Source organism: uncultured Paracoccus sp. (assembly GCF_947487305.1).
In the GTDB taxonomy this organism is placed as follows: Bacteria; Pseudomonadota; Alphaproteobacteria; order Rhodobacterales; family Rhodobacteraceae; genus Paracoccus.
The window spans coordinates 42,079-68,143 of record NZ_CANKWH010000014.1; the positions used below are offsets into that span (position 1 = coordinate 42,079).

Below are 26,065 nucleotides of genomic sequence, written 5' to 3' on the forward strand. Positions count from 1 at the left end.
ACAGAAAATAGGGATTATCGGGCGGGGTTCAATGCGCGCTTTGCCACGCGCGCGGGTTAATGTGCAAAGATCAGCCCCCGAAACTGCTCGAGCCCCCTCACCGGGCGGGCGGTATAGGGCGTCTGGCGCATAACCGGGGCGGCGACCAGCCGTTCGCCCTCCCAGATGGCCGGGCTGCTGGCCGCCTCGTCGCGGGTCAGGCCCGAGGCGCGCCAGGCGGCTTGCGGCAGGGTCAGCGACTCGAACCCCAGCGCGGCGACATGTTGGCCGGGCTGCAGCCCGCCGATGCGCCAGCGGTTGTCCCAGATCAGGTCGCTGTCATCGCCGTCGGGGCGGGCCGGGGCGGCGCGCAGCGCGGCGGCGGGTTCGCGGATGATCCGCAGCCGGTCGCCCGAGGGCGCCAGCAGCGCGCCATCCAGCGTCACCCGGCTGCCGGCGGCAATGCCCGCCAGCGCATGGCTGACGGTGGCGCGGCGGGGCGGATAGTCCGCCCCGGTGATCCAACGGGTGGCCGCGATGATCAGGCGGCGGTGGATCTCGGGTGGGCTGCGGCGAAAGGGGCCGCGCGGCAGGACCAGCGAGCCATGGGCGGTGCCGGCATCCTGCGCCGCCTCGGCGGTGTAGAATTGCAGCGCCTCGCGCGCCAGCGCGATGTTCTCGGCCGCCAGCGCCAGCGGCTCGGGGCGCAGCCCGGTCGCCGCCATCGCCTTGCGCATCCGCACCCGGTCGAAACCCTCGTTCTCGTTACTCGGATCATCGATCCAGCCGATCTCGCGCGCCGACAGCCAGTCGCGCAGCTCGGCCCGGCCCACGCCCAGCATTGGCCTGAGCCAGCGGACGCCGAAGGCGTCGCGCCATTCAACCATGCCGGCCAGCCCGTCGATGCCGGCGCCGCGCGCCATGCGCATCAGCAATGTCTCGGCCTGATCGTCCAGCGTATGACCCAGCAGAACCGCCGTCAGATTGTTGCGTTGCGCCCAGCCCGAGATCAGCCGCAGCCGCGCGTCCCGGGCATTGGCCATCAGGTTGCCGGCCTCGGTATCGCGGCGCCAGAGCAGGGTAGCATGGGGGATGTCCAGCGCCAGCGCCGCCCGGCGCGCCACTTGCGCCTCCTCTGCGCTGCCCTCGCGCAACGCGTGATCGACCGTGGCCGCCATCAGCCGCCGTCCGCGCGCCCAGCCTTTCGCCAGATGCATCAGCGCGGTCGAATCGCCGCCGCCCGACAGGGCGATGCCAAGCCCCGGCAGATCGCCCGCCATGCGGTCCAGCGCGGCATGAACACGGAAGGCGACGGGGTCGCCGCCGGCGCTCTCAGCCTTCATCGGCCAGATCGGCTGCGGCTTCCGGGTCAGTGCCCACTGGCAATTCGCCCGCACCGCACTCCAGCGCCGCCATCCGCCGCTCGGCCTCGGTCGCAGCATCCGTGCCGGCAAAGCGAACCGGGATCTCGGAGAGATAGAGGCAGGCGGTTTGCGGCTGGTCGGTCGCGCTGATGATCCGCGCAATGCCCAAGAGGCTCTCGGCCGAGCGGCTGCCCTGCGGATCGGCCGCAAAGGCCTCAAGCCATGCCGTTGCCGCGCCCTTGGCATCGCCCGCGCTGTCCAGCGCCGAGCCGCGCATGAACAACGCCTCGGCGGTCAGCGGTCCGCCGGCATGGGTTTGGGCGACGGCCGCGAAGAGTTCAGCGGCGCGGAGAAAGTCACCCTGACCGAGCACCTCCTGGGCCCGGTCGAAATCCTGCTGCTCGGCCCCGGTGGGTGTGGTCGCGCCGGTTTCCTCCGCCGTCGCTTGCGCCGCTTGCCCGCCGACCGAAATCCCGCCGCCGCCCTGGCTGCCCAGATCGGGCTGCGTCATCAGCGCGCCAAGATCGCAATTCGCGTCCATCTCGCACAGGCGGAACTCGATATCTCCGATCCGTCGGGTGCCGTCGAGCACCACGCGCTGGATCTCGTGCTGCAGCTTCTCGGTCTGGCCGGTCAGCCGGCTCAGCTGCGCCTCCATCGCGTTCATCCGGTCGATGGCGCTGTCGCCCCCGGCAGCCTGAAACCCGGCGGCGCCCGAGGCGACCAGTTCGGCCCGCAGTGCCTGCAACTCGTCGGTCAGCTGACCCAGCTGGGCGCGCAGATCAGCAAGCGTCGCCGCGTCGGCCTTCGAGTTGGCCGGAGGACTGGCCTCGGGGCTGGCTGGTGCAACCTCCAGTTCTGGCATCTTCGGTGCCTCCGCCGTTTGCGCGCCGGCCAGGCCCGCCGACCCGAGGGCCAGCGCCAGGGCAAGCGCCGCGCTGCGGATCATGCGCCGGCCCCTTGCGTAACCACGGTCTGCGCCCGGCGGTTCTTGGCAAAGCAGAGCTCCGTCGAGCAGACCTCAAGCGGGCGTTCCTTGCCATAGGTGTTGGTGCGGACGCGCCCGGCCTCGACCCCTTGCGAGATCAGGTATTCCTGCACCGAATTGGCGCGGCGGGCACCAAGCGCGAGGTTGTATTCCCGCGTGCCCTTCTCGTCGGCATGGCCGGCGACGCTGGCGGTGAAGCCGGTATTCTCGTTCAGCCATGCGGCCTGACGGGCCAGAATGGTGCGCGCCTCGGCGGTCAGCGTGGTCTGGTCCGCCGGGAAGATCACCGTATCGCCGACCGTCGTGCGGAAATATTCGGCGCTGGCCGTGCCGCCAAGCGAGCCGCCCTGCAGGTCGCCCTGATAGACCGCGCCCGCGCCGGCATTGGCATAGGGATCGCTGATGATCTGCGGCGGGGTGGGCTGGGCGCAGGCCGACAGCAGAGCCGCAACGGCAAGAAGCGCAATCGTCACATGGTGTTTCATCTTGTCCCTCATGGCAGCAGCGGCCCCCAGGCCGGGTCCGAGGCCGCAAAACTCAGATCCAGCGGTCGCATGTTGCGACCGGTAATGTCCACCGAATGCAGCCTCGGCTCGCCATTGCCGCCGGGCGTGACGCGGGTGAACATCACCACCCGGCCATTGGGCGCCCAGGTGGGGCCCTCGTCAAGGAATGATTCGGTCAGGATCTTCTCGTTCGAGCCATCGGCCCGCATCACCCCGATGTGGAATTTCTCGCCGATCTGCCGGGTAAAGGCGATCAGATCCCCCAGCGGCGACCAGACCGGCGTGCCATAGCGGCCCTCGCCAAAGCTGATCCGCGTCGGCTCGCCACTGCCGTCTGCGGCGATGGTGTAAAGCTGCGGCGTGCCGGAACGATCGCTCTCAAACACGATCTGGCTGCCATTGGGGCTATAGCTCGGCGAGGTCTCGATCGCGGGCGATTCGATCAGCGGGCGCGCGGCACCGCTGGCCGGGTCCATCTGCCAGATGTCCGAGTTTCCGGCCTTCTCCAGCGAGAAGACGATCCAGCGGCCATCCGGAGAATAGCGCGGCGAAAAGGCCATGCTGTCGGCGGATTGCGTCAGCGGCCGCGAGGTGACGCTGGCCACATCCATCAGCTTGATCTGCGGAAAGCCCGATTCGAAGCTGGTGAACAGGATGGAATTGCCATTTGGCGACATGCGCGGCGACAGGACCAGCGCGGAATCGTCGGTCATCCAGTCGATATTGGCGCCGTCGTAATCCATGATCCCCAGCCGCTTCATCCGCGCATCCTTGGGGCCGGATTCCTGCACGAAGGCGACGCGGCTGTCGAAATAGGGCTTTTCGCCGGTCAGCCGTGCATAGACCTGATCGGCGACCTTATGGGCGGCGCGGCGCCAGTCGGCCTTGGCCGATTGCATCTGCATCCCGTCGCCAAGCGGCTGGCCCGAGACCACATCGAACAGCCGGAACTTGACGCTGACCGTATCGCCCGTAACCGTGACCTCGCCGGTGACCAGCGCCTCGGCATTGACCGCCCGCCAGTCCTCATAGGCGATCGGCTCCTCGAAGCTTTCGCGGCTCGACAGATGCGCACTGGTCGGGATCTCGCGGAACAGGTCGGTGCCGGTCAGGTCGGCGGCGATCAGGTTGCGCACCAGCCCGGTCACTTCGTCGCTGCCCTGGAAGGCGGCGATGGCGATGGGCAGCGGCTCGACCACGCCATCGGTGATCTCGATGCGCAGAGGGCCGTCATCCTGCGCGAAGGCGGGGGCGGTGAGGGCGGTGGTCAGGCCGAGGGCCAGGGCCAGGGTCAGGTGTCGCATCATGGTCACGGTCTACCTTTGTATCGCGGCACGGGGAAGCGCCATCAGTCGGGAACGCCGCGCAGGTGCGCGTTTTCTATGACAATAATCTTGCGGTTGTGACATTTCGCCATCGCGGCAACCCTCGCGCGCAGGACCGGCATCACTTCACCCCCACGCCATTGGGGCTGAAGTCGATGATCACGTCCTTCCAGCGATTGTACTTCTCGACCGGCAGGCCGTAGCCGGTGCCGGCGCAGTTCAGCACCGCGCGCTGCGCCGCCTCATAGGCCTGCTGCGCCGCAGCGGGGCTGCCGCCGGAATGACCCATCAGCCGCATGGTGCCCGGCTCGGGCATCCCGTTCTGTGACATCGAGAAGGCCACGGTCACGCTGGTCGCCTGCGCCTCGCGCGACAGCGAGCCGACGCGCCAGCATTCGTTGATCGCCAGCCGGAAACCCTCGCGCTCGCTCAAGGAGAGGGGCGCGCCATCGGTCGCGCCGCCGCTGCTGTCACTGTCCGCTGCCGGATCGCCAAGCGCCTCGGACAGGGCGGCGGTCAGCGCGTCCTGATCGGGGCTGGCTTCCTCGGCGCGCTGGCGGGCCTCTTCGGCGGCAGCCTCGGCGTCGCGGGCGGCCTGTTCAGCCTCGGCGGCCTCCTGACGCGCGCGCTCCGCCTCTTCGGCGGCGATGCGGTCGCGCTCGGCCTCGGCGGCTTCTGCGGCTTCCCGCTCGCGCTCGGCAGCCTCAGCGGCGAGGCGTTCATCCTCCTTCCGCTGGCGCTCGGCTTCCTCGGCAGCGAGGCGGTCCGCCTCTTCGCGCTCCTGCTCCAGCCGTTCCTGTTCCAGCCGCTCGGCCTCGGCCTCTGCGGCCGCCTGCCGTTCGGCTTCTGCGCGTCGGGCCTCCTCGGCCTCGCGCGCGGCCGCTTCCTCGCGGGCGCGGGCCTGCTCTGCCTCGGCACGGGCACGGGCTTCGGCCTCGGCCGCTGCCGCCTGACGCTCCGCCTCGGCGGCTTCTTCGCGCGCGGCCTCTTCGGCCTCGGCCTGACGGCGCGCGGCCTCCTGCGCCTGCCGCGCCTCTTCGGCCAACCGACGGTTGCGGTTCTCTACCAGCCCATCGGGCCGGCCACGCGGACGCGGCGAATTATCGAGCGCCAGTTCCGAACGCGGCGGTGCCGGCGGTTCGGGCACACTCGGCGGGGTCACGGCCGCATCGGGCAAAGCCGGGGTTTCCGGCGCCTCGGGCTGCGGCGTGGCAGTCTCGGGTGCCGGGGGCGTCACCGGCTGCGGCGCGGTTTCCGCCGGTTCCTCGCTGCGGCTCGGCAGTTCCTGCTGCGGCAGCGCCGTCGCGACCTCGACCGGCGGCTGTGCCTCCGAGAGATCGGTCAGGTCAGGCGCGTCCTCGGTCTCGGGTTCGGGCAAAGGCTGCGCCTCGGCCTCGGGCTCGGGCGATTGCGCCGCTTCCAGCGCGCCAGATTGCACGTCATCGGCCGCAGGCTGGGGCAGCGTCGCCACCTCCTGCTGCTGGCCCTGCACCGGGCCGGCCCCGCGCGAGGCGGCGGCGAAATCCTGAAACTCGGCCTCGGTCATGGTCGCGACCTGGGTCATCTGGATCGGCGGCGAGGGCTGCGGCCCAAACAGGGCGCCCCCGATCGCGGCCCAGCCCAGGATGCCGACATGGCCGACGCCCGAGACCCATCTGCCGATCCGTTCCGAACGGTCCATCGGCTCAGCCATCCATGCGCGGGCCGCCCGCATCGGTAACGAGCACGATATTGGTGAAGCCGGCGGCATTCATCGCGCCCATGACCTGCACCACGCGGGCATAGGGGATCGCGCCATCGGCGCGCAGGAAGATCCGGTCGGTCTGGCGCTCGCCAATCACCGCCTGCAGCTTGCTGACCAGTTCGGCCTCGGCGATCTCTTCGTTCATCAGCACGATCGGGCCTTCCGCCGTGACCGAGATGACCAGCGGCTCCTCGGGCTCCGAGGGAACGGCGGTCGCGGCGGTGCGCGGCAGTTCCAGCGGCACGCCCACGGTCAGCAGCGGCGCGGCGACCATGAAGATGATCAAGAGCACCAGCATCACGTCGACGAAGGGCGTGACGTTGATCTCGGCCATCGGCTTGTTGCGCCGGCGGCCCCGGCCCTTCCTGCGCTCGCGCGTGACGACGTCGGCCATGGGTTACTCCCCGTCCAGCTGCCGCGACAGGATGGTCGAGAACTCGTCGGCAAAGGCACCCCAGCCGCCGACGATCCGGTCGGCATCGCCCGAAAGCTTGTTGTAGAAGACCACGGCAGGGATCGCGGCCAGAAGGCCAAGCGCGGTGGCAACCAGCGCCTCGGCAATGCCCGGCGCGACCACGGCAAGGTTGGTGTTCTGGCTGACGGCAATGCCCTCGAAGGCGGTCTTGATGCCCCAGACGGTTCCGAAAAGCCCGATGAAGGGCGCGGTCGAGCCGGTGGTGGCCAAGAAGGACAGCCCGCGCATCAGCCGGCTTTCCTCGCGCTGGATTGCGACGTTCATCGCCCGGTCGATGCGCTGGGTGGCGCCGGGGATCAGCCCGCCATCGTCACGATGGCTGCGCCGCCATTCGGTCATGCCGGCGGAAAAGATCCGCTCCATCGCGCCCTTGGGGCGGTCGCTCATCCGGTCGTAAAGATCGTCCAGCGGCTCGCCCGACCAGAAGCGGCGGTCGAAGCCATTGGCATCGGTGCGCGCGGAGGTATAGGCGATCAGCTTCTGGATGATGATGGCCCAGGACCAGAACGAGGCCAGGATCAGCACGATCATCACGATCTTGACCGTCAGCGAGGCGCGCAGGAAAAGCGCGATCAGCGAAAAGTCGATGGCCTGCGCGGCCTGAAGGGGTTCCATCTCACTGCCTCATGATTTCGGTCTGCCGTTCTGGGGCGGCCTTCTAGCGGCTGTTTACCAGAAGGGTCAGGGGGTTGACCAACACAATGGCGCGAGGGAGGCGTGTGTGCCACAGGTCGCCGTGGCGTCAACCGAGCCTGCCGGCCGCGTTCAGATGACCAGCTTCCGCGCCGCAACGGTCTCGTAATCCGGGCGCAGGCTCGCAGCCAGCGCGGCCAGTTCACCCTCGAGCACCGGCAGTTGCCCCTCTGCCCCGGCAAAGCCGGTCGAGCCGTTCACCGCATCATACCAATGCGCGCCCCAGACTCCGTCCTCGGGCTTGGCGCCCGGCGTCCAACCCAGCATCTGCGGGGTGAAATCAATCCCAATGGCCGCGCAAAGCGCCCGCAACGCCGGTTCCGGAGCGCGGCGGATGTCGGCGCTGTCGATCACCACCGGGCGCGCGCCCCGCGCCGTCAGTTCCTCGTAAAGCTCGCGTTGCCGCCGAAAGCCCAGCTCATCGGCATCCGGCAACCCGCGCTTGGCGGAAAAGCTCGCTACCACCCGCTCGGGTTCGCGGATCAGGAAGACATTCTCCAGCCCGTCCAGCCAGTCGGTGTCCATCCCCGGCAGCATGTGCTGGACCATGTGCTTCTGATACTGGATCGGCTGCGTCACCGGTCCCATCAGCGCGTCCCGCGCCACCCGCCAATCCTGCGGTTGGCTGGCCAGCACCGCCTCGCGCATCGGATGGTCAAGCCCCGTGGCCGCCAGGTAGGCGGCATAGAAGGGTTCGTCCACACAGGCGCAATCGCCCCGCGCGCCAAAGCTGCGCATCATCGCGGTCGAGAGATTGCGCGGCCCCGACCACATGGCAATCCGGGTGGTCACGCCCCCACCTTTGCCTTGTAGAGATCGCGCAGCCGACGCGTCAGCGGCCCGGCCCCGCCATCGCCGATCCTGCGACCATCGATCTCGGCCACCGGAGTCTGCGCCCCGAAGGTGCCGGTCAGGAAGGCTTCATCGGCCGAATAGGTCTCGACCAGCGAGAAGTTCTTCTCGCGGCAGGGGATGCCGTTCTCGTGGCAAAGGTCGATCACCGCCTGACGGGTGATGCCGTTCATGCAGTAATCCCCGTTCGAGGTCCAAACCTCGCCCTTCCGCACTATGAAGAAATTGCAGCCATTGGTGGTCGAGACAAAGCCCTGCGGGTCCAGCATCAGCGCCTCGTCCGCCCCGGCCTTCTGCGCGGCGATGCAGGCGAGGATGCAGTTCAGCTTGGAATGGCTGTTCAGCTTGGGATCCTGCGCCATCGGCATCCCCCGCACATTCGGCACGGTGGCAAGGCGGATACCCTTGGCCATGCGGTCGACCGGCACCGAATGCTCCATGATGATGACCATGGTCGGCCCGCTCCGCGACAGGCGCGGGTCCTGGAAGGGCCGCATCTTCGGCCCCCGAGTCACCATCAGCCGTGCATGGGCATCGCCGGTCATGCCATTGGCCCGCGCCGTCTCCTCCAGCGCCGCAACGATCTGGTCGGCGCTCATGCCGATCTCCAGGTCGATGGCCTTCGCCCCCTCGAACAGCCGCTCGACATGCAGGTCCAGAAAGGCCCAACGCCCGTTATAGAGCCGCAGCCCCTCCCAGATGCCATCGCCCATCATGAAGCCGCTGTCATAGACGCTGACCACCGCCTGAGCCTTCGGCACCAGACTTCCGTTCACCCAGATCAGGATGTCGTCATTGCGCGGGTCATGCGCTGCGTCATGGCTGGAACGGTGTTCTGTCATTGCAGCGCCTTTCGGACGGTTTCGGGAAGGCGCACGGGCCGGCCAGAGGCCGAGAGGCAGGCCACGGTGACGCGGGCGGTGAACAGCACCGCATCGGCCCGCAGCACCCGCTGATCCATGACGATCCGCGCCGGGGTCATCTGGTGCAGGCTCGACTCGACCACCAGCAGGTCGTCGAAGCGGGCCGGCGACAGGTAATCCGCCTCGACCCGGCGGACGGCAAAGACCACGCCCTCGCGCTCCTTCAGCGCGCCCTGATCGACGCCCAGATCGCGCAGCCAGTCGGTCCGCCCGCGCTCGATGAATTTCAGATAGTTGGCGTAATAGACGATGCCCGCCAGATCGGTGTCTTCGTAATAGACGCGCAGTGTGATGCGATGGTTCATGGCGGCGAGACTAGGGCTGGTCTCGCGCCGCTGCAATCACCCCACGGCGCTTATCCGGCGGCCATCCGCGCCGCCAGCCGCAGCGCAAGGCTCGGATCGGTCGAGGCCACCGGCAACACCGGATCATAGGCCACCCGGATCAGCGCCGCCAGCGGGCGCGAAGGGGTCACGTCGCGGGCAAAGGTCAGCATGGCCCGCACCGCCAGTGCCTCGGCCAGCTCAGCCGGATGGGCATCGGCCAGCGCGCCCGAGAGCCGAACGAAGGTCAGGCAGGCGCGGATGCCGCCATCGGGGTCGAAGCGGAACAGGCGGTACTGGTCCGCCCCGGCCCCGGCCAGCCGCGCGGGCAGGCCGGGCTGGCCGGTCAGCCGGTCCAGATCGGGCACGTCCGACAGCTCGTCCCAGTTCGGGACGAAGAAGATCATCAGATTGCTGCCCATCTCGGGATCGGTCTCGGCCAGCGCCAGCCCGGCATGGCCCGTCACCGCCCGAATGGCGCTGCGAAAGATGTCCAGCGTCTCGTCGGAAAGCCCAAAGATCACCGGCGCCACCGGCCGGCCCCAGCGGGCGCAGAGAAAGCTTCCATCCGCGCGGGTGAACAGCGCGGCGATTTCGTCGGGGGTCAGCGTCGGTTCGGTCATGGCCGAGGCTTACGCCGACCGCCGCAGCGCCGCAACCGCACCTGTTGCTGCGCCCGGTGTACGCGCTGTGCACGCCCTGTGCGCAAGCTGTGTACGCCCTGTGCAGCCATATCCCCAGCAATCGCTGGGTTTCGCAACAAAAACGGCGCGTGTTGCACAATGCAACGCGCGCCGAATTCTTCTTCACGAAAATATCCCGGGGTGCGGGGCAGCGCCCCGCAAGATCCCTCAGTTGACGATGGTCGCCTCGGTCGAGGCGCGCAGCTCGTCCTCGCTGATGCCATCCGCCAGCTGCACGATCTTCAAGCCCCCCGGCACCACGTCCAGCACGCCCAGATTGGTGATGATCCGGTCCACCACGCCCTTGCCGGTCAGCGGCAGGGTGCAGGCCTTCAGAACCTTGGATTCCCCGGCCTTGTTGGTGTGATCCATGACCACCACCACACGACCCACGCCCGCGACCAGATCCATCGCGCCGCCCATGCCCTTGACCAGCTTCTTCGGAATCATCCAGTTCGCCAGATCACCGTTCTCGGCCACTTCCATCGCGCCCAGGATCGCCGCCGCGATCTTGCCGCCGCGGATCATGGCAAAGCTGGTGGCGCTGTCGAAATAGCTGGTGCGGTTCAACTCGGTGATGGTCTGCTTGCCCGCGTTGATCAGGTCGGCATCCTCTTCGCCCTCATAGGGGAAGGGGCCCATGCCCAGCATGCCGTTCTCCGACTGCAGCGTGATGTCCTTGTCGCCGACATAGTTCGCCACCAGCGTCGGAATGCCGATGCCGAGGTTCACATACATGCCGTCTTCCAGTTCCTCGGCCGCGCGTGCGGCCATCTGGTTGCGGTCCCAGCCCTTCTGCTCAACGGCCATGGATCAAGCCTCCTCACGCTTGCGGGTGGTGCGCTGTTCGATGCGCTTCTCGTGCGGACCCTGGATGATCCGGTGGACATAGATGCCCGGCAGGTGGATGTGATCGGGATCGATCGAGCCGCGCGGGACGATCTCCTCGACCTCGGCCACGCAGACCTTGCCGCACATGGCGGCGGGCGGGTTGAAGTTGCGGGCGGTCTTGCGGAAGATCAGGTTGCCGGTGTCATCGGCCTTCCAGGCCTTCACGATCGACAGGTCCGCGACGATGCCGCGCTCGAGAATGTATTCCTGCCCGTCGAATTCCATCACCGGCTTGCCCTCGGCGATGACGGTGCCGACGCCGGTCTTGGTGTAGAAGCCCGGAATGCCCGCGCCGCCGGCCCGCATCCGCTCGGCCAGCGTGCCCTGCGGGTTAAATTCAAGCTCCAGCTCGCCCGAGAGATACTGGCGCATGAACTCGGCATTCTCGCCGACATAGGAGGAGATCATCTTCTTGACCTGCCGGGTCTGCAGCAGGAGGCCCAGACCGAAATCATCGACGCCGGCATTGTTGCTGGCCACCGTCAGGTCCTTGACGCCGCTGTCGCGGATCGCCGCGATCAGCAGTTCGGGAATGCCCGAAAGGCCGAAGCCGCCGGCTGCGATCAGCATGCCGTCCTTCAAGAGGCCATCGAGTGCCTCGGTTGCGTTGGCATAGACCTTCTTCATCGGTCCCCCCCTTTGATCTGACGGTTCGCGCCTTTCTTCGCGTGCAGGGGCAGCGGTGTCAATGTGGGCTGGCGGTATCGGGCGATGCGCAACGGGTTGGCCCGGCCCCGCGCCGGACCGGCTTGACAGGCGGGGCTGGCGCCGCGTATCGGCAACCCATGACCAGCCATTTCGCCCTGCTGAACGCCTATTACCGCCCGCTGACATAGCGGGGGCTGGAACATGTCAACCGCGCGGGGCCTGCGGTTGATCTTTAACCTTCACCACGACCTTGCGCCACACAGGGAAAGATCGTGCCGTGAAGAACCCGAAACCCCGTCTCGCCATCATCGGCTTTGGTGCCTTCGGCCAACTGGCCGCGCGGCACCTGCGCAACCACGCGCGGATCTGCGTCTGCGATCCTCTGACACGGTCAAATGACCTGCCACAGGTCGATCTGGCCGAGTCCGCCCGCGCGGACCTCGTCCTGCTGGCCGTGCCGCTGTCGCGTCTGGAACCCGTGCTGCGCGAGATCGCCCCGCATCTGCGGCCCGGCGCGGTGGTGATCGATGTCACCTCGGTCAAGCTCCGCCCGGCCGAACTGATGCAGGCGCTGCTGCCGGATCATGTCGGGATCATCGCGACCCATCCACTCTTCGGTCCGGAAAGCGCGCGCGACGGCATTGCCGGCCATCGCCTCGCCTGGTGCCCGCTGCGTGGTGGCGACCATCGCCGGCTGGCGGCCTTCCTGCGTTGGCTTGGGTTGAAGGTGCTGACTACAACTCCGGATCAGCACGATGCCGAGATGGCCATGGTGCAGGGACTGACCCATTTGATCGCCCGCAGTCTCGGCGCGCTGGGGCCGATGCCGACACGGCTGGCGACCGCCAGCTTTCAGAACCTGATCGAAGCGGCCCGGATGGTCGAGGCCGATTCGCCCGAACTTTTGCGCACGATCCTTTACGACAATCCCCATGCCGAGCCGGTGCGGCGCCGGTTTCTCGACGCCGCGGCCGCGGTCACAGGGTGATCACTCGGCCTTCTTCGCTGCCGCCTTCTTGGCCGGGGCCTTCTTCGCGGTGGTCTTCTTGGCGGCAGGCTTCTTCGCCGCCGCCTTCTTCTCGCCCGCCGGCTTGGCCGCAGCCTTGCGCGTCGTCTTATTCGGCGATTTCGCGGCCTTGGCGGCGATCAGTTCCAGCGCCTGCTCGACGCTGATCGATTCCGGCGTCACGTCGCGGGGCAGGGTGGCGTTGATCTTCTCCCATTTCACATAGGGACCGAAGCGACCGTTCATCACCTGAATGGCGCCGCCATCGGGGTGATCGCCCAGCTCGCGCAGCGGCGCGACCGCCGCGCCGCGACCGCGCGATTGCTTGGCCGCCAGCACCTCGACCGCGCGGTTCATGCCGATGGTAAAGACCTCTTCGACATCGGACAGGTTGGCGTATTTCGGGCCGTGCTTCACATAGGGGCCATAACGACCGATGCCGGCCTCGATCAGCTCGCCATCATCGGGATGCGGCCCGACCGGGCGCGGCAGGTCCAGCAGCATCAGCGCCCGTTCCAGATCCAGACTGGCCGGGTCCCAGCCCTTGGGCAGCGAGGCGCGCGGCGGCTTCGGCATCTCTTCGGTCGCCTCGCCGCGCTGGACGTAAAGGCCGAAACGCCCGTTCTTCAGGCTGATCTCGTCGCCCTTGTCATCGCCAAGGATGCGGTCGCCCATCGCCTCGTCGCCATCGGGTGCCGACAGCGGACGGGTATAGCGGCAATCGGGATAGCGGGTGCAGCCGATGAAGGCCCCGCCCGAGCGCGCGGTCTTGAGGTTCAGCCGGCCTTGATGGCACAGCGGGCATTCCCGCGGATCGCCGCCATCGGCGCGCGGCGGATAGAGATGCGGCGCCAGCGCGTCGTCGATCGCCTCCAGCACCTCGGTGATGCGCAGCTCGCTGGTGCCTTCCAGCGCCTTGGTGAAATCCTTCCAGAAGCGCGCCAGCACCTCGCGCCACATCAGGTCGCCGGCACTGATCTCGTCCAGCTCGTTCTCCATGTCGGCGGTGAAGTCATAGCTGACATAGCGCGGGAAGTATTTCACCAGGAAGGCAGTGACCAACCGGCCCTTGTCCTCGGGGAACAGGCGGTTCTTGTCCTTTCGGACATATTCGCGGTCCTGGATCGTGGTGACGATGCTGGCATAGGTCGAGGGCCGGCCGATGCCCAGCTCTTCCATGCGCTTGACCAGCGTCGCCTCGGTATAGCGGGGCGGCGGCTGGGTGAAATGCTGGCGCGCGGCGGTCGAGGCGCTCTCGCTGGCGATGGTGCCGGGGGCGGTCAGCTGACCTTTCGGCGCCTCGGGCAGGTCGCCGCCCTTGTCGCGCGCCTTGGCCAGTTCGGCGGTAAAAGCCTCGGCCACCTTGCGCGCGGCCTCGCCCTGATGAATGACCGGCAGGCGGGCGCTGTCCTCGCCCTCGTCATCGTCGCGGCCTTGGTCATAGACGCGCAGGAAGCCGTCGAACAGCATCACCTGCCCGGTGGCGCGCAGACCCACCTGCTTGTCCTCGCTGCCGATCTCGACGGTCGTCCGCTCCATCCGGGCGGCTTCCATCTGGCTGGCGATGGTGCGTTTCCAGATCAGGTCATACAGTTTCTTCTGGTCATCGGCGCCGACCTTCAGCTTGTCGGGCGACAGCATCATGTCGGTCGGGCGGATACATTCATGCGCTTCCTGCGCGTTCTTGGCCTTGTTCTTGTACATGCGCGGGCTGGACGGCAGGTATTTCTCGCCGAACTTCGCCTTGATCGCATCGCGCGCGGCCATCACCGCCTCGGGCGCCATGTCGATGCCATCTGTCCGCATATAGGTGATGTAACCCGCCTCATAGAGCCGCTGCGCCGCCGACATGCAGGCCTTGGCCCCCATGCCCATCTTGCGGCTGGCTTCCTGCTGCAGGGTCGAGGTCATGAAGGGCGGCCAGGGGTTGCGGCTGGCGGGCTTGGCGCTGACCTCGGTCACGAAAAGATCGCGGCTCGACACGGCGCTGACCGCCATGGCGGCATCCTTGGCGGTGGCCAGGTCGTAGCGGTCGAGCTTCTTGCCGGCGAGACTGGTCAGCGTGGCGTCATATTCATCGCCGCCCGGCGTGGCCAGGCGGGCATGGACCGACCAGTATTCCCGCGCCCGGAAAGCCTCGATCTCCATCTCGCGGTCGACGATCAGCCGCAGGCAGACCGATTGCACCCGGCCCGCCGACTTGGCGCCGGGCAGCTTGCGCCAGAGCACCGGCGACAGGTTGAAGCCGACCAGATAATCCAGCGCGCGGCGTGCCAGATAGGCATCGACCAGCGCCTGATCGATCTGGCGCGGATGCTGCATCGCCTCGGTCACGGCGTTCTTGGTGATGGCGTTGAAGGTGACGCGATTGACCTCGCTGCCCTTCTTCAATGCCGGTTGCAGCGCCTCGAGCAGGTGCCAGCTGATCGCCTCGCCCTCGCGGTCGGGGTCGGTGGCGAGGATCAGGTTCTGGTCGTCCTTCAGCGCATCCTTGATCGCCTTCAGGTGCTTCTTGCTGTCGGAAGCGACCTCCCATTTCATGGCAAAATCAGCCTCGGGGTCGACGCTGCCATCCTTGGGCGGCAGGTCGCGGACATGGCCGAAACTGGCCAGCACGCGATAGTCGCCACCGAGATATTTCTCGATGGTCTTGGCCTTGGCCGGGGATTCGACGACGACAACGGGCATGGGCTACTCGCGGCTTTGCAATTGGGCCGGGAACATGGGCAGCCCGGCGGGCGGTGTCAACTGGCCCCGTCGCCGCGGTCGAAAGGCCCAGCTCGATCAGGTTGCCATCCGGGTCGCGCAGATAGATCGAGAGGATCGGCCCGCTGGCCCCGGTCCGGGCGACCGGACCCTCCTCGATGGTGATGCGGGCAGCCTGCAGCGCCGCGAGGGTCTGATCGGGCCGGTTCGCCAACAGGAAGCAGAGGTCGGCCGAGCCGGGAAGGGGCGTATGGGCCTTGGGTTCGAATTCGTGCCCGGCGCGGTGCAGGTTGATCTTCTGGCTGCCGAACTGCAGGGCGGTGCGGCCCGCGCCGAAGGTGACGGCCCTCATGCCCAGGACACCGGAATAGAAGGCAATCGTGCGGTCGATGTCGCTTACTGTCAGCACCAGATGGTCCAGCCCGGTGATCTCGATCATCTTGCCCGCCCTCGCCGTTTCGCCCGTGACGCCGCAGGCAAACACGAAGCGCGCCGGGGCAACAAGGGGAGGGCCTCAGCGGGAAGGACTAGTTGCGTGCCAGCCGACCACCGGCCAGCCGTGTCAGCATCCCCTGCAGTTCCAGCGATAGGATGGCGCTGTTGGCAACCGAGGCCGGCACCCCAAGCCGCCGGATCAGGTCGTCCTCGTCGCTCGGGCTGGGCGAGAGCCAGTTCATGATCCGCGCCTCCAGGCCGGCGGGACCGCCCGAATCACAGGCGCGGTTCGGCAGGGCCGGGCGCGGCGTGACGGGTTTGGCATCCTGCGGCGCGGGCCGGGCCCTGCGCTCGGCCTCGCTTCCGAAACTCACGGCGATCACATCCGCCGCGCAGCGCACCAGCGCCGCGCCGTCGCGGATCAGCGCATTGCAGCCGGCGGCGCGGGCATCCATCGGGTGGCCGGGCACCGCCATCACCTCGCGCCCCTGATCGAGGGCATTCTTCGCGGTGATCAGGCTGCCCGAACGATGCGCCGCCTCGATCACCACCACGGCGCGCGAAAGGCCCGAGATGATGCGGTTGCGGGCCGGGAAGTGCCGGGCGGCGGGTTCGACACCCGGCGCCTGTTCCGAGACCAGCGCGCCCTTTTCGGCGATCTGGGCGGCCAGAATGGCATTCTCGGCCGGATAGATCTGGTCGATCCCGCCCGCCATCACCGCCACCGTGCCGGTGGGCAGCGCGGCGTTGTGGGCGGCGGTGTCGATGCCGCGTGCCAAACCGGCGATGACGCAGTGCCCGGCCTCGCCCAGCCCCGCCGCCATGCCCCGCGCCATGCGAAGGCCAAGCGAGGAGGCATTGCGCGCGCCGATCACGGCAAAGGGGTCGCCCTGCAGCCAGCGCAGCTCGCCCCGGACCCAGAGGACCGGCGGCGCGTCCCCGATCTGGCGCAGGGCAGGGGGGTAGTCGAGATGGTCGCAGCGCAACAGCCGCGCGCCGAGCCGGCGACCGGCGCGCAATTCGGCCTCGGCAGCCTCGGTCGGGCAGGGGGTGTAATCCTCCAGTCCGGCCGCGCGCGCGATCTCGGGCAGGGCGGCCAGCGCAGCCGTGGCGCTGCCATGTTCGGCGATCAGCCGGTGAAAGGTCGCCGGCCCCACGCGGCGAGAGCGGATGAGGCGAAGGAAGCTGAGATCGTCGTCCTTCGCGGTGGGTGGGGTGTTGGGGGTGTCGAAAGAAAACGGTCCAGTCGTCATTGCCGCCCTCGCCTCATCCTGAGGTCAGGTCTAGCGGCGAAAGGTTAATAAGTGGTTAGCGACTGGCAGGTTTTCCCGTAGGCGCTCAGGCCGCCGAGCCGCCCACCGTCAGCCCGCCGATCATCAATGTCGGCTGGCCCACGCCGACCGGCACCCACTGCCCCTGCTTGCCGCAATTGCCCATGCCGGGGTCCAGCGCCATGTCATTGCCGATGGCCCGCACCTGCTGCAGCGCCGTGGCCCCGTCGCCGATCAGCGTGGCGCCGCGAATCGGGTCGCCGACCACGCCGTTCTTCACCCGATAGGCTTCGGTGCAGGAAAAGACGAACTTGCCATTGGTGATGTCGACCTGCCCGCCGCCGAAGCCCACGGCATAGATGCCGTCCTTCAGATCGGCCAGGATCGCCGCCGGGTCGGCATTGCCGCCGGGCATGTAGGTGTTGGTCATCCGCGGCATCGGCGCATGGGCAAAGCTTTCGCGCCGGCCATTGCCGGTCGGCGCGACACCCATCAGCCGCGCGTTCTGGCGGTCCTGCATGTAGCCGACCAGAATCCCGTCCTCGATCAGCACGTTGCGGGCGGGCGCCGTGCCCTCGTCATCGACGCTGAGGCTGCCGCGGCGGTCGGGGATGGTGCCGTCATCGACGACGGTGACGCCCGGCGCGGCAACGCGCTGGCCCATCAGCCCGGCGAAGGCGGAATGACCCTTGCGGTTGAAATCGCCCTCGAGCCCGTGGCCCACGGCCTCGTGCAACAGGATCCCGGGCCAGCCGGGAGCCAGCACCACATCCATCACCCCGGCGGGGGCGGGGACCGAGCGCAGGTTCACCAGCGCGATGCGCAACGCCTCGTCCACGAGCCTGCGCCAATGGGCTGGATCGACCAGCCCGCCGATGCCGATGCGCCCGCCACCGCCGGCACTGCCGGATTCGCGGCGGTCGTTGTTTTCGACGATGACCGAGACATTCAGTCGCGCCATGGGACGGATATCCGTGACCAGCCCGCCCTCGGGCCGCAGGATCGCCACTTCCTGCAGCGAGGTGGCGATCGAGGCGCTGACCTGCACCACGCGAGGATCGGCGGCGCGGGCATAGGCGTCGATCTCGCGCAGGGTCTCGATGCGCACCGCGATGGAGATGTCGCCGGCCGGATCGATGGCCGCGTAAAGGTCGGGGCCGCGCGGGCCGGGCGCGTCGGCGGCCACGCCGCCGCCCTGACCCACCGCCAGCCGGGCGGTTTCGGCAGCGCGTTTCAGCGAAGCCTCGCTTATCTCGGTCGAATGGGCGTAACCCGTCACTTCGCCCCGGACGGCGCGCAGGCCAAATCCCTGCTGGGCGGTATAGCCCGAATTCCTGAGTCGGCCGTCATCAAAGACCAGCGTCTCGGCGGTCGAGCGTTCCAGGAACAGTTCTCCGTCATCGGCGCCGGCCACGGCATCCTGCAACACCCGCTGCGCCGCCGCGCGGTCAATCTGTTCCTCGAACGGGGCAAAGGGCTTTCGGCTCATCAAAACGGTCCTTTCCGTCAGGAAAATTCACCCATTAGACATTCCTACGTCTTGCCGGATGGGCTGAGATATGGTCATAGAACGGTCACTGAACAAGGAAAAGGGGCGGCTCGAGCGGCCTCTGACCCATGCGTGTCCGGAAGGCCGCGCCAAGGTAACGGGATGGGACGATGGCAAAAGCGATGATTCGCCGTGCAACCGCGGCAGTAACGGGGTTCGCGGCGAGTGGGATGGCCGCCACGGCCGCCTTTGCGCAGGACAATCTGGGCGATCTGCCGGTGATCGGCAAACCGCATGCACGCGGCATCAGCTTTCAGGAGCCGGTGACAGAGCTTGCGCATCAGCAGCAATGGCTGGACCATTTCGTGCTGATCATCATTGCTGCCGTGACGATCTTCGTCTGCGCGCTGCTGCTGATTGTGATCCTGCGCTATAACAGCCGCGCCAACCCGGTTCCGGCGAAGTTCACCCATAACACTCCGATCGAGATCGCCTGGACCATCGTGCCGGTGCTGATCCTGATCGCCATCGGGGTCTTCTCGCTGCCGCGCCTGTTCTATTCGCAGGAAATGCCGGCGAATCCCGATCTGGTCATCAAGGCGATCGGCAACCAGTGGTACTGGTCATATGAATACCCGGATAACGGCCTCAGCTTCGACGGCATCATGCTGGCGAAAGAGGAACTGGCCGATTACGGCTATGCCGAAGACGAATACCTGCTGGCCACCGATACCTCGGTTGTCGTGCCGGTGGGCAAGGACGTGCTGGTGCAAGTCACTGCGAATGACGTGATCCACGCCTGGACCGTTCCGGCCTTCGCCGTAAAGCAGGACGCCGTTCCGGGCCGCATCGCCCAGCTTTGGTTCAATGTCGAGAAAGAGGGCGTCTACTTCGGCCAGTGCAGCGAGCTGTGCGGCATCAACCACGCCTATATGCCGATTGTCGTGAAAGCCGTCAGCCAGGAGAAGTTCGACGCCTGGGTGGTCGAGCAGGGCGGCACCCTGGGTGAGGAAGAAGCCGTGGCCGAGGCCGAGGTTCCGGCTGGCGCCGCTGCTGCTGCCGAGGCTCCCGCTGCTGCCGAACCGGCTGCTGAAGAGGCTGCTACCGCCGAAGAGCCGGCCGCTGCCGAGCCCGCCGCCGAAGAACCCGCTGCCGAGGGCGAAGCTGCCCCGGCCAGCAACTGATCGGGCCGATGGCGGATATTCACGCATATGACGCTGCCCCCGAGGCCGAGTTTGGCGACTATGTCGCGCTCCTGAAGCCCCGGGTCATGTCGCTGGTGGTGTTCACGGCCTTCGTCGGGCTGTGGATCGCGCCGATCGATTTGCATCCCTTCGTCGCCTTCTGCGCGGTGCTGTTCATCGCGCTGGGGGGCGGTGCCTCGGGCGCGCTGAACATGTGGTATGACGCCGATATCGATGCGGTGATGCGCCGGACGCAAAGCCGGCCGATACCTTCGGGCCGGGTCGCCCCGGGCGAGGCGCTGGCGGTCGGTCTGGCGCTGTCGGGCATCGCCGTGATGATGCTGGGGCTGGTGGCCAACTGGTTTGCCGCCGCGTTTCTGGCCTTCACCATCTTCTTCTATGCCGTGGTCTATACCGTCTGGCTGAAACGCTCGACGCCGCAGAACATCGTCATTGGGGGGGCCGCAGGGGCCTTCCCGCCGATGATCGGGTGGGCCTGCGCCACCGGCGGGATCAGCATCGAATCGCTGCTGATGTTCGCTCTGATCTTCTTCTGGACCCCGCCGCATTTCTGGGCGCTGGCGCTGTTCATGAAGGAAGACTACCACAAGGCCGGCGTGCCGATGTTGACCGTCACCCATGGCCGCCCGGCGACCCGGCGCCACATCTTCGCCTATACGCTGGTGCTGGCACCCTTCGCCCTCTGGCTGGGGCTGACCTCGGTCGGCGGTCCGGTCTATCTGGCGGTTGCGGTGGTGCTGAATGCGCTGTTCATCCTTGGCGGCTGGCGCATCTTGCGTCGCGACGAGGCAGCGGCAGAGGCCGACCACTATGCGGTCGAGAAGCGCTTCTTCAAACTGTCGCTGATCTATCTGTTCCTGCATTTCCTCGCGCTTCTGGTGCAGCACGGCATGGGAGCATGGTGATGGGCCTTGCCAACGAACACGAGATCTTCCGCCGCCGCCGCTCGCGCAATGTCGGGCTGGCGCTGGTTCTGGTGGCGTTTGTCGCGCTGGTCTTTGGCCTGACGGTCGTTAAGGTCCAGCAGGGCGACATGATGGAAGGCTTCGACCACCAGCCGCGCGTTTCGGAGCTGCCGCGTGATCCCGCTCCTGCCGCCGAACCGGCTGCCGAGGTGCCGACTGCGGCGCCGACCACGACGGAGGCCAGCCAATGAGCCCGGAAAAGCGCACGGTGAGCTGGCTTCTGGGCGTCGTCGTCCTGATGGGCGCGCTGTCTTGGGCGGCGGTGCCCTTCTATAACTGGTTCTGCAAAGTGACCGGCTATGGAGGCACCACGCAGGTCGCCGAACAGCCCTCGGATTACGAGATCGACGAGGTGGTTCGGGTCCGCTTTGACGCCAATGTCGACAAGAACCTCGACTGGACCTTCAAGCCGATGCAGAACCGCATGGACCTGAAGATCGGCGAGAACGCCCTGGCCTTCTATGAGGCGGTGAACATCTCGGACGAGCCGATCACCGGCACGGCCAGCTTCAATGTCGCGCCGGAAGTGGCGGGCTATTACTTCATCAAGGTGGAATGCTTCTGCTTCACCGAACAAACGCTGCAGCCGGGCGAACGCATCGAGATGCCAGTCAGCTTCTATGTCGACCCGGAGCTGGTGAACGACCGCGACGCAAAATGGGTGCGGGACATCACCCTGTCCTATACCTTCCACAGAACAGAACCCAAGCAGGCCGCGCTGGACGAAGGTCCGGCCAAGGCTGTCAATTGACGAAAACGAGGAACGACGGGGCTCATCATGGCGCACGCTAAGAACCACGACTATCACATCCTGAAGCCGTCGATCTGGCCGTTCATCGGTGCAGTCTCGGCCTTCATCATGCTGTTCGGCGGCGTCATGTGGATGCAGGACCACGGCCCGTGGATGTTCCTGATCGGGCTCGTCGGCGTGCTTTACGTCATGTTCAGCTGGTGGACCGAGGTGGTCCACGAGGGCCAGGAAGGCGACCACACGCCCGTCGTCCGCATCGGCCTGCAATACGGCTTCATCCTGTTCATCATGTCCGAAGTGATGTTCTTCGTCGCCTGGTTCTGGGCCTTCTTCAAGAACGCGCTCTACCCGATGGGGCCGGAAAGCCCGATCAAGGACGGCGTCTGGCCGCCGGAAGGCATCGTCACCTTCGACCCCTGGCACCTGCCGCTGATCAACACGCTGATCCTGCTGCTGTCGGGCGTCGCCGTGACCTGGGCGCACCATGCCTTCGTTCACGACAATGACCGCAAGACGACCATCAACGGGCTGATCGTCGCCATTATCCTGGGCCTCTGCTTCACCGCGCTGCAGGCCTATGAATACAGCCACGCTGCCTTCGGCCTCTCGGGCAATGTCTATGGTGCCGTCTTCTACATGGCGACCGGCTTCCACGGCTTCCACGTCATCATCGGGACCATCTTCCTGATCGTCTGCCTGGTGCGGTTCATGCGCGGCCAGATGACCCAGGACAACCATGTCGGCTTCGAGGCCGCCGCTTGGTACTGGCACTTCGTCGACGTGGTCTGGCTGTTCCTGTTCTTCGCGGTCTATATCTGGGGCCGCTGACCCCCGACCCGATCTCAAGAACGACGCGCGGGGGCAATTTCCCGCGCGTTTTTTGTTTCATGCCCCCTTGCTGTCGGAAAGACCCACATCATGCGCCGGATTATCGTTCCCCTGCTCTTTGGCCTGATCGGCTGCGCCATCCTGATCGGGCTGGGCGTCTGGCAGTTGCAGCGCATGGGCTGGAAAGAGGCGATGCTGGCCGAGATCCAGCAAGGCATAAATGCTGCCCCGGTGCCGCTACCCGCGACCGTCGATCCTTCGATGAAATACCTGCCGGTGACTGTCAGTGGCACCACGACGGGCGAAGAGATCGATGTGCTCTCGGGCACCAAGGAGCAGGGAGGCGGTTACCAGATCGTTTCGGGCTTCGTCACCGATGACGGTCGGCATATCCTGATCGACCGGGGATTCGTGCCGCAGGAAGACCGCCATGCGCCGCGCCCGCCCGTGCGGCTGAACATCACCGGCAATCTGCACTGGCCGGCCGAGAAAGGCTCCTCCACACCCGAACCGAACCTGACGGAAAACATCTGGTTCGCCCGCGACGTGCCGGCCATGGCCGCGCAGCTGAAAACCGACCCGATCCTTGTCGTCGCCAGCTTTGTCGAAGGCGATGCGCAGGGGGTTGAACCCATCCCCGTCGCCATCGAGGGTATCCCCAACAACCACCTCTCTTACGCGGTGCAATGGTTCATGATCGCGGCGGCCTGGGCAGGGATGACAGTGGCTTTGATCTGGCGTATCAGGCAGCGCACATATTGAAGGAAAGCCGATGCGTTACGTCTCGACGCGGGGAGAGGCCCCGGTTCTGAACTTCGAACAGGCCATGCTGACCGGCCTTGCCCGGGACGGCGGGCTGTATCTGCCCGAGACGATTCCGGCGCTGTCCGATATCGGCGCGCTGGAGGGCCTCCGCTACGAGGATGCTGCCTTCCGGGTGCTGAAACCCTTCACCGGCGACAGTTTTTCGGACGAAGAGTTGCAGGGCGCCATTGCCCGCGCCTACCAGAATTTCGGCCATGTCGCCCGCGCGCCGCTGGTGCAGCTGGCGCCGGGGCATCACCTGCTGGAGCTGTTCAATGGCCCGACGCTGGCCTTCAAGGACTTCGCCATGCAGCTGATCGGTCAACTGTTCCAGATCGCGCTGGCGCGGTCGGGCCAGCGGATCACGATTGTGGGCGCGACTTCCGGCGATACCGGCTCGGCGGCGATCGAGGCCTTCCGCGGCCTCTCGAATGTTGATGTCTTCATCCTCTATCCGCATGGCCGCGTCTCCGAGGTGCAGCGCCGTCAGATGACCACGCCCGCCGAGGCCAATGTCCACGCGCTGGCAATCAATGGCCATTTCGACGATGCGCAGGCGCGGCTGAAGGATCTGTTCAACGATCACGGCTTCCGCGATCAGGTCGGGCTGGCGGGCGTCAACTCGATCAACTGGGGCCGTGTGCTGGCCCAGATCGTCTATTACGTGACCTCGGCGGTCAGCCTTGGCGCGCCGCATCGTGAGGTGGATTTCACCGTTCCGACCGGCAATTTCGGCGATATCTTTGCCGGTTCCATCGCCCGCGCCATGGGCGTGCCGATCCGTCGGCTGGTGGTGGCGACGAACCAGAACGATATTCTGCACCGCGCGCTCAGCACCGGCGAATACCGCATGGGCGAGGTTCACCCCTCGATCAGCCCCAGCATGGATATCCAGATCAGCTCGAACTTCGAGCGCGCGCTGTATCTGGCTTATGGCGGCGATGCGGGCGCGATCCGGCAGCTGATGGACGAGCTGAAAACCGGCGGCTTCAGCATCAGCCAGGGCGCGCTGCAGGCGCTGCGCGATCAATACGCTTCGGGTCGCGCTTCGGAGGCGGAAACCACCGAGACCATCCAGACCATCCGCGCCGAAACCGGAGAGATCATCTGCCCGCATACGGCGGTAGGGGTGAAGGTCGCGCGCGAGCATCTCGAGCCCGGCGTGCCGATGATCACGCTGGCCACCGCCCATCCGGCCAAGTTTCCCGATGCGGTCGAGGCGGCCGTAGGCACCCGTCCGGCGCTTCCCTTGCACATGGCGCAACTTTTCGACTTGCCCGAGAGGGTCACTCGGGTTGAAAACGACAATGAGGCGCTTAAATCGCTGATCCTTGAACGGAGAACAGCTTGACCCAGACCGATCCCCATCTGCGCATTTCCTCGCTCCCGAACGGCTTGCGCGTCGTCACCCGGCTGATGCCGGGCCTGCATTCGGCCGCCATCGGTGTCTGGGTCAGTGCCGGAGGTCGGGACGAACGGGTCGAGCAGAACGGTATTGCCCATTTTCTGGAGCACATGGCCTTCAAGGGCACGCAGCGCCGCACGGCAGTGCAGATCGCCGAGGCGATCGAGGATGTGGGCGGCTTCATCAACGCCTATACCTCGCGTGATGTGACCGCCTATTATGCCCGCGTGCTGCAATCGGATGTCGATCTGGCCTTTGACGTGATTTCCGACATCGTGCTGAACCCGATCTTCGATCCGCGCGAGATCGAGGTCGAGCGTGGGGTGATTCTGCAGGAGATCGGTCAGGCGCTGGATACGCCCGATGATGTGATCTTCGACTGGCTGCAAGAGGCCGCCTATCCCGATCAGGCCATCGGTCGCACCATCCTTGGCCCGGCTGAGCGCGTCAGCGGCTTTTCCCGCGCCGACCTGTCGGGCTTCGTGGCCGAGCATTACGGCCCTGGCCAGATCATCGTTGCGGCCTCGGGCGCCGTCGATCACGACCGCATCATGCGGCTGGCCGAGGCGACCTTTGGCCATCTCGCGCCCCGCCCGTCGGGCGTCCGCGATCCGGCCCGCTGGTCGGGGGTCGAGGCACGGCATCTGAAGGGGCTGGAACAGGCCCATTTCGCGCTGGCGCTGGAAGGGCCGGGCTATCGCTCGGATGATTTCTATGCGGCGCAGATCTTTTCCAGCGCGCTTGGCGGTGGCATGTCCTCGCGCCTGTTCCAGAAGATCCGGGAAGAGCGTGGCCTCTGCTATACCATTTTCGCACAATCCGGTTTTCACGACGATACCGGGATGCTGACCATCTATGCCGGCACCGGGGCCGAGGATATCGCCGATCTGGCCAATCTGACCGCCGACGAGATCCGCCGCGCTGCCGATGGGCTCAGCGATGCTGAGATCGCCCGCGCCAAGGCGCAGCTGCGCGCCGGGCTGCTGATGGGGCTGGAAAGCCCGTCGAACCAGACCGAACGTCTGGCCCGCACGCTGGCCATCTGGGGCCGGGTGCCGGATGCCGCCGAGGTGGCCGACCGCATCGCCGCCGTGACCTCCGCGCAGATCCGCGACCATGCGCAACTTCTTCTGGCGAATGCCCGTCCGGCGCTGGCGCTTTATGGCCCGGTCGATGCGGCACCCTCGCGCGAGGCTCTGGCCGAAAGGCTCGCCGCCTGATGTTCCTGCGCCGCCGTCCGGTCCGTCTGGAATCCGAACGGATCGTTCTGCGATTGCCGGCGCATTCGGATTTCAGCGCCTGGACGGTGCTGCGTCAGGAGAGCCGCGATTTCCTGACGCCGTGGGAGCCGGTCTGGGCCAGCGACCACCTGACCCGCAAAAGCTTCACCAACCGGGTCTACTGGGCGCAGCGCGCCAGCCGGGGTGGCACGGCCCTGCCGCTGTTCCTCTTGCGCCGGGATGGGCTGCTGCTGGGTGCGATCACGCTGGACAATATCCGGCGGGGCCCGGCGCAGATGGGCACAATTGGCTATTGGATCGGCCAGCCCTTCGCCCGTCAGGGCTATATGCGCGAGGCGATCAAGGCGCTGGTCCATCACGCCTTCACCGAACTGGACCTGAGCCGGATCGAGGCCGCCTGCCTGCCCGAGAATGCCGCCTCGCGCGGGGTTCTGGAACAGGCCGGCTTCAAATACGAGGGCGTCGCCCAAAGCTATCTGCAGATCAACGGCCGCTGGCGCAACCATGTGCTTTACGCCAATCTCAGAAGCGACCGGCGCGGGCGGACCGAGGTGCGCTGAACCCT

At 66.8% G+C, this 26,065-nt stretch carries 26 protein-coding genes and 1 pseudogene; 10 read left to right on the forward strand and 17 right to left on the reverse strand.

Annotated features, from left to right (window positions below):
• Positions 1-56: 56 nt before the first annotated feature.
• The 13 genes from tilS to Q1A36_RS15810 all read right to left on the reverse strand — a co-directional run bounded on the left by tilS (position 57) and on the right by Q1A36_RS15810 (position 11,373).
• Positions 57-1,322, reverse strand: a complete 1,266-nt coding sequence (tilS, locus tag Q1A36_RS15750) for a tRNA lysidine(34) synthetase TilS (protein WP_299846167.1) — start codon at positions 1,320-1,322, stop codon at positions 57-59.
• Positions 1,312-2,292, reverse strand: coding sequence for a tetratricopeptide repeat protein (locus Q1A36_RS15755; protein WP_299846170.1), 981 nt, complete (start codon positions 2,290-2,292; stop codon positions 1,312-1,314). The genes tilS and Q1A36_RS15755 overlap by 11 nt, the downstream gene beginning before the upstream one ends.
• Positions 2,289-2,828 carry an OmpA family protein gene (locus Q1A36_RS15760; RefSeq protein ID WP_299846173.1) on the reverse strand — a complete coding sequence of 180 codons (540 nt, stop codon included), beginning with the start codon at positions 2,826-2,828 and terminating at the stop codon, positions 2,289-2,291. Before Q1A36_RS15760 ends, Q1A36_RS15755 begins: the two co-directional genes overlap by 4 nt.
• Positions 2,825-4,150 carry a Tol-Pal system beta propeller repeat protein TolB gene (gene tolB, locus Q1A36_RS15765; protein ID WP_299846176.1) on the reverse strand — a complete coding sequence of 442 codons (1,326 nt, stop codon included), beginning with the start codon at positions 4,148-4,150 and terminating at the stop codon, positions 2,825-2,827. Before tolB ends, Q1A36_RS15760 begins: the two co-directional genes overlap by 4 nt.
• Positions 4,151-4,283: 133 nt before the next feature.
• A complete protein-coding gene (locus tag Q1A36_RS15770; protein WP_299846179.1) occupies positions 4,284-5,855 on the reverse strand; it encodes a protein TolA in 1,572 nt (523 codons plus the stop codon).
• Positions 5,848-6,300: an ExbD/TolR family protein gene (locus Q1A36_RS15775; RefSeq protein ID WP_299846182.1), complete on the reverse strand. Its 453-nt coding sequence runs from the start codon at positions 6,298-6,300 to the stop codon at positions 5,848-5,850. Before Q1A36_RS15775 ends, Q1A36_RS15770 begins: the two co-directional genes overlap by 8 nt.
• Positions 6,301-6,303: 3 nt before the next feature.
• A complete protein-coding gene (tolQ, locus tag Q1A36_RS15780) occupies positions 6,304-6,996 on the reverse strand; it encodes a protein TolQ (protein WP_299846185.1) in 693 nt (230 codons plus the stop codon).
• Between the two features lie 150 nt (positions 6,997-7,146).
• A complete protein-coding gene (locus tag Q1A36_RS15785; protein ID WP_299846188.1) occupies positions 7,147-7,866 on the reverse strand; it encodes an HAD family hydrolase in 720 nt (239 codons plus the stop codon).
• The gene (locus tag Q1A36_RS15790) at positions 7,863-8,768 is read right to left on the reverse strand and encodes a D-amino acid aminotransferase (protein ID WP_299846191.1); all 906 of its coding nucleotides are present in this window, start codon (positions 8,766-8,768) and stop codon (positions 7,863-7,865) included. Before Q1A36_RS15790 ends, Q1A36_RS15785 begins: the two co-directional genes overlap by 4 nt.
• Positions 8,765-9,154, reverse strand: a complete 390-nt coding sequence (gene ybgC, locus Q1A36_RS15795) for a tol-pal system-associated acyl-CoA thioesterase (protein ID WP_299846194.1) — start codon at positions 9,152-9,154, stop codon at positions 8,765-8,767. The genes Q1A36_RS15790 and ybgC overlap by 4 nt, the downstream gene beginning before the upstream one ends.
• 50 nt (positions 9,155-9,204) lie before the next feature.
• A complete protein-coding gene (locus Q1A36_RS15800; RefSeq protein WP_299846197.1) occupies positions 9,205-9,795 on the reverse strand; it encodes a hypothetical protein in 591 nt (196 codons plus the stop codon).
• Between the two features lie 228 nt (positions 9,796-10,023).
• Complete coding sequence (locus Q1A36_RS15805; RefSeq protein WP_299846200.1) at positions 10,024-10,665, reverse strand: 3-oxoacid CoA-transferase subunit B; 642 nt, start codon at positions 10,663-10,665, stop codon at positions 10,024-10,026.
• Positions 10,666-10,668: 3 nt separating this feature from the next.
• Positions 10,669-11,373 carry a CoA transferase subunit A gene (locus Q1A36_RS15810; RefSeq protein WP_101752698.1) on the reverse strand — a complete coding sequence of 235 codons (705 nt, stop codon included), beginning with the start codon at positions 11,371-11,373 and terminating at the stop codon, positions 10,669-10,671.
• A 298-nt stretch (positions 11,374-11,671) separates the two neighbouring features.
• Between Q1A36_RS15810 and Q1A36_RS15815 the strand changes: the two genes are divergently transcribed.
• A complete protein-coding gene (locus tag Q1A36_RS15815; protein ID WP_299846205.1) occupies positions 11,672-12,382 on the forward strand; it encodes a prephenate dehydrogenase in 711 nt (236 codons plus the stop codon).
• On the opposite strand, the gene topA is transcribed toward Q1A36_RS15815, so the two are convergent.
• The 4 genes and pseudogenes from topA to tldD form a co-directional block, all read right to left on the reverse strand.
• The gene (gene topA / locus Q1A36_RS15820) at positions 12,383-15,088 is read right to left on the reverse strand and encodes a type I DNA topoisomerase (RefSeq protein WP_299846208.1); all 2,706 of its coding nucleotides are present in this window, start codon (positions 15,086-15,088) and stop codon (positions 12,383-12,385) included. It abuts the gene before it with no gap.
• A 100-nt stretch (positions 15,089-15,188) separates the two neighbouring features.
• Positions 15,189-15,545, reverse strand: a pseudogene (locus Q1A36_RS15825) (VOC family protein); the annotation flags it as partial.
• Between the two features lie 88 nt (positions 15,546-15,633).
• Positions 15,634-16,794, reverse strand: a complete 1,161-nt coding sequence (gene dprA / locus Q1A36_RS15830; protein ID WP_299846211.1) for a DNA-processing protein DprA — start codon at positions 16,792-16,794, stop codon at positions 15,634-15,636.
• A gap of 85 nt (positions 16,795-16,879) precedes the next feature.
• Entirely contained in the window at positions 16,880-18,301 is a 1,422-nt protein-coding gene (tldD, locus tag Q1A36_RS15835; RefSeq protein ID WP_299846214.1) for a metalloprotease TldD, read from the reverse strand.
• 230 nt (positions 18,302-18,531) lie between these two features.
• Here tldD and coxB point away from each other — a divergent pair, with 230 nt between their 5' ends.
• From coxB to Q1A36_RS15880, 9 genes are all read left to right on the forward strand, one after another.
• Positions 18,532-19,485 carry a cytochrome c oxidase subunit II gene (gene coxB / locus Q1A36_RS15840; RefSeq protein WP_366141596.1) on the forward strand — a complete coding sequence of 318 codons (954 nt, stop codon included), beginning with the start codon at positions 18,532-18,534 and terminating at the stop codon, positions 19,483-19,485.
• An 8-nt stretch (positions 19,486-19,493) separates the two neighbouring features.
• A complete protein-coding gene (cyoE, locus tag Q1A36_RS15845; RefSeq protein WP_299846217.1) occupies positions 19,494-20,411 on the forward strand; it encodes a heme o synthase in 918 nt (305 codons plus the stop codon).
• Positions 20,411-20,662: a hypothetical protein gene (locus Q1A36_RS15850; RefSeq protein WP_299846220.1), complete on the forward strand. Its 252-nt coding sequence runs from the start codon at positions 20,411-20,413 to the stop codon at positions 20,660-20,662. The genes cyoE and Q1A36_RS15850 overlap by 1 nt, the downstream gene beginning before the upstream one ends.
• Complete coding sequence (locus Q1A36_RS15855; protein ID WP_299846223.1) at positions 20,659-21,222, forward strand: cytochrome c oxidase assembly protein; 564 nt, start codon at positions 20,659-20,661, stop codon at positions 21,220-21,222. Before Q1A36_RS15850 ends, Q1A36_RS15855 begins: the two co-directional genes overlap by 4 nt.
• A gap of 27 nt (positions 21,223-21,249) precedes the next feature.
• Entirely contained in the window at positions 21,250-22,050 is an 801-nt protein-coding gene (locus Q1A36_RS15860) for a cytochrome c oxidase subunit 3 (protein ID WP_299846226.1), read from the forward strand.
• 90 nt (positions 22,051-22,140) lie between these two features.
• A complete protein-coding gene (locus Q1A36_RS15865) occupies positions 22,141-22,812 on the forward strand; it encodes an SURF1 family protein (RefSeq protein ID WP_299846229.1) in 672 nt (223 codons plus the stop codon).
• A 10-nt stretch (positions 22,813-22,822) separates the two neighbouring features.
• Positions 22,823-24,205: a threonine synthase gene (gene thrC / locus Q1A36_RS15870; protein WP_299846231.1), complete on the forward strand. Its 1,383-nt coding sequence runs from the start codon at positions 22,823-22,825 to the stop codon at positions 24,203-24,205.
• Entirely contained in the window at positions 24,202-25,479 is a 1,278-nt protein-coding gene (locus Q1A36_RS15875) for a pitrilysin family protein (protein ID WP_299846233.1), read from the forward strand. Before thrC ends, Q1A36_RS15875 begins: the two co-directional genes overlap by 4 nt.
• Entirely contained in the window at positions 25,479-26,060 is a 582-nt protein-coding gene (locus tag Q1A36_RS15880) for a GNAT family protein (RefSeq protein ID WP_299846235.1), read from the forward strand. Before Q1A36_RS15875 ends, Q1A36_RS15880 begins: the two co-directional genes overlap by 1 nt.
• Positions 26,061-26,065 lie beyond the last annotated feature (5 nt).

Bases quoted from the DNA above. Each gene is read 5' to 3' on its own strand.
- topA (WP_299846208.1), bottom strand. From the start codon at position 15,088: ATGCCCGTTGTCGTCGTCGAATCCCCGGCCAAGGCCAAGACCATCGAG.
- Q1A36_RS15805 (WP_299846200.1), bottom strand. From the start codon at position 10,665: ATGGCCGTTGAGCAGAAGGGCTGGGACCGCAACCAGATGGCCGCACGC.
- coxB (WP_366141596.1), top strand. From the start codon at position 18,532: ATGGCCGCCACGGCCGCCTTTGCGCAGGACAATCTGGGCGATCTGCCG.
- thrC (WP_299846231.1), top strand. From the start codon at position 22,823: ATGCGTTACGTCTCGACGCGGGGAGAGGCCCCGGTTCTGAACTTCGAA.
- Q1A36_RS15860 (WP_299846226.1), top strand. From the start codon at position 21,250: ATGGCGCACGCTAAGAACCACGACTATCACATCCTGAAGCCGTCGATC.
- Q1A36_RS15760 (WP_299846173.1), bottom strand. From the start codon at position 2,828: ATGAGGGACAAGATGAAACACCATGTGACGATTGCGCTTCTTGCCGTT.
- Q1A36_RS15865 (WP_299846229.1), top strand. From the start codon at position 22,141: ATGCGCCGGATTATCGTTCCCCTGCTCTTTGGCCTGATCGGCTGCGCC.
- cyoE (WP_299846217.1), top strand. From the start codon at position 19,494: ATGGCGGATATTCACGCATATGACGCTGCCCCCGAGGCCGAGTTTGGC.
- Q1A36_RS15850 (WP_299846220.1), top strand. From the start codon at position 20,411: ATGGGCCTTGCCAACGAACACGAGATCTTCCGCCGCCGCCGCTCGCGC.
- tilS (WP_299846167.1), bottom strand. From the start codon at position 1,322: ATGAAGGCTGAGAGCGCCGGCGGCGACCCCGTCGCCTTCCGTGTTCAT.
- Q1A36_RS15810 (WP_101752698.1), bottom strand. From the start codon at position 11,373: ATGAAGAAGGTCTATGCCAACGCAACCGAGGCACTCGATGGCCTCTTG.
- Q1A36_RS15755 (WP_299846170.1), bottom strand. From the start codon at position 2,292: ATGATCCGCAGCGCGGCGCTTGCCCTGGCGCTGGCCCTCGGGTCGGCG.
- Q1A36_RS15775 (WP_299846182.1), bottom strand. From the start codon at position 6,300: ATGGCCGACGTCGTCACGCGCGAGCGCAGGAAGGGCCGGGGCCGCCGG.
- Q1A36_RS15770 (WP_299846179.1), bottom strand. From the start codon at position 5,855: ATGGCTGAGCCGATGGACCGTTCGGAACGGATCGGCAGATGGGTCTCG.
- dprA (WP_299846211.1), bottom strand. From the start codon at position 16,794: ATGACGACTGGACCGTTTTCTTTCGACACCCCCAACACCCCACCCACC.
- tolQ (WP_299846185.1), bottom strand. From the start codon at position 6,996: ATGGAACCCCTTCAGGCCGCGCAGGCCATCGACTTTTCGCTGATCGCG.
- ybgC (WP_299846194.1), bottom strand. From the start codon at position 9,154: ATGAACCATCGCATCACACTGCGCGTCTATTACGAAGACACCGATCTG.
- Q1A36_RS15855 (WP_299846223.1), top strand. From the start codon at position 20,659: ATGAGCCCGGAAAAGCGCACGGTGAGCTGGCTTCTGGGCGTCGTCGTC.
- Q1A36_RS15790 (WP_299846191.1), bottom strand. From the start codon at position 8,768: ATGACAGAACACCGTTCCAGCCATGACGCAGCGCATGACCCGCGCAAT.
- Q1A36_RS15880 (WP_299846235.1), top strand. From the start codon at position 25,479: ATGTTCCTGCGCCGCCGTCCGGTCCGTCTGGAATCCGAACGGATCGTT.
- Q1A36_RS15800 (WP_299846197.1), bottom strand. From the start codon at position 9,795: ATGACCGAACCGACGCTGACCCCCGACGAAATCGCCGCGCTGTTCACC.
- tldD (WP_299846214.1), bottom strand. From the start codon at position 18,301: ATGAGCCGAAAGCCCTTTGCCCCGTTCGAGGAACAGATTGACCGCGCG.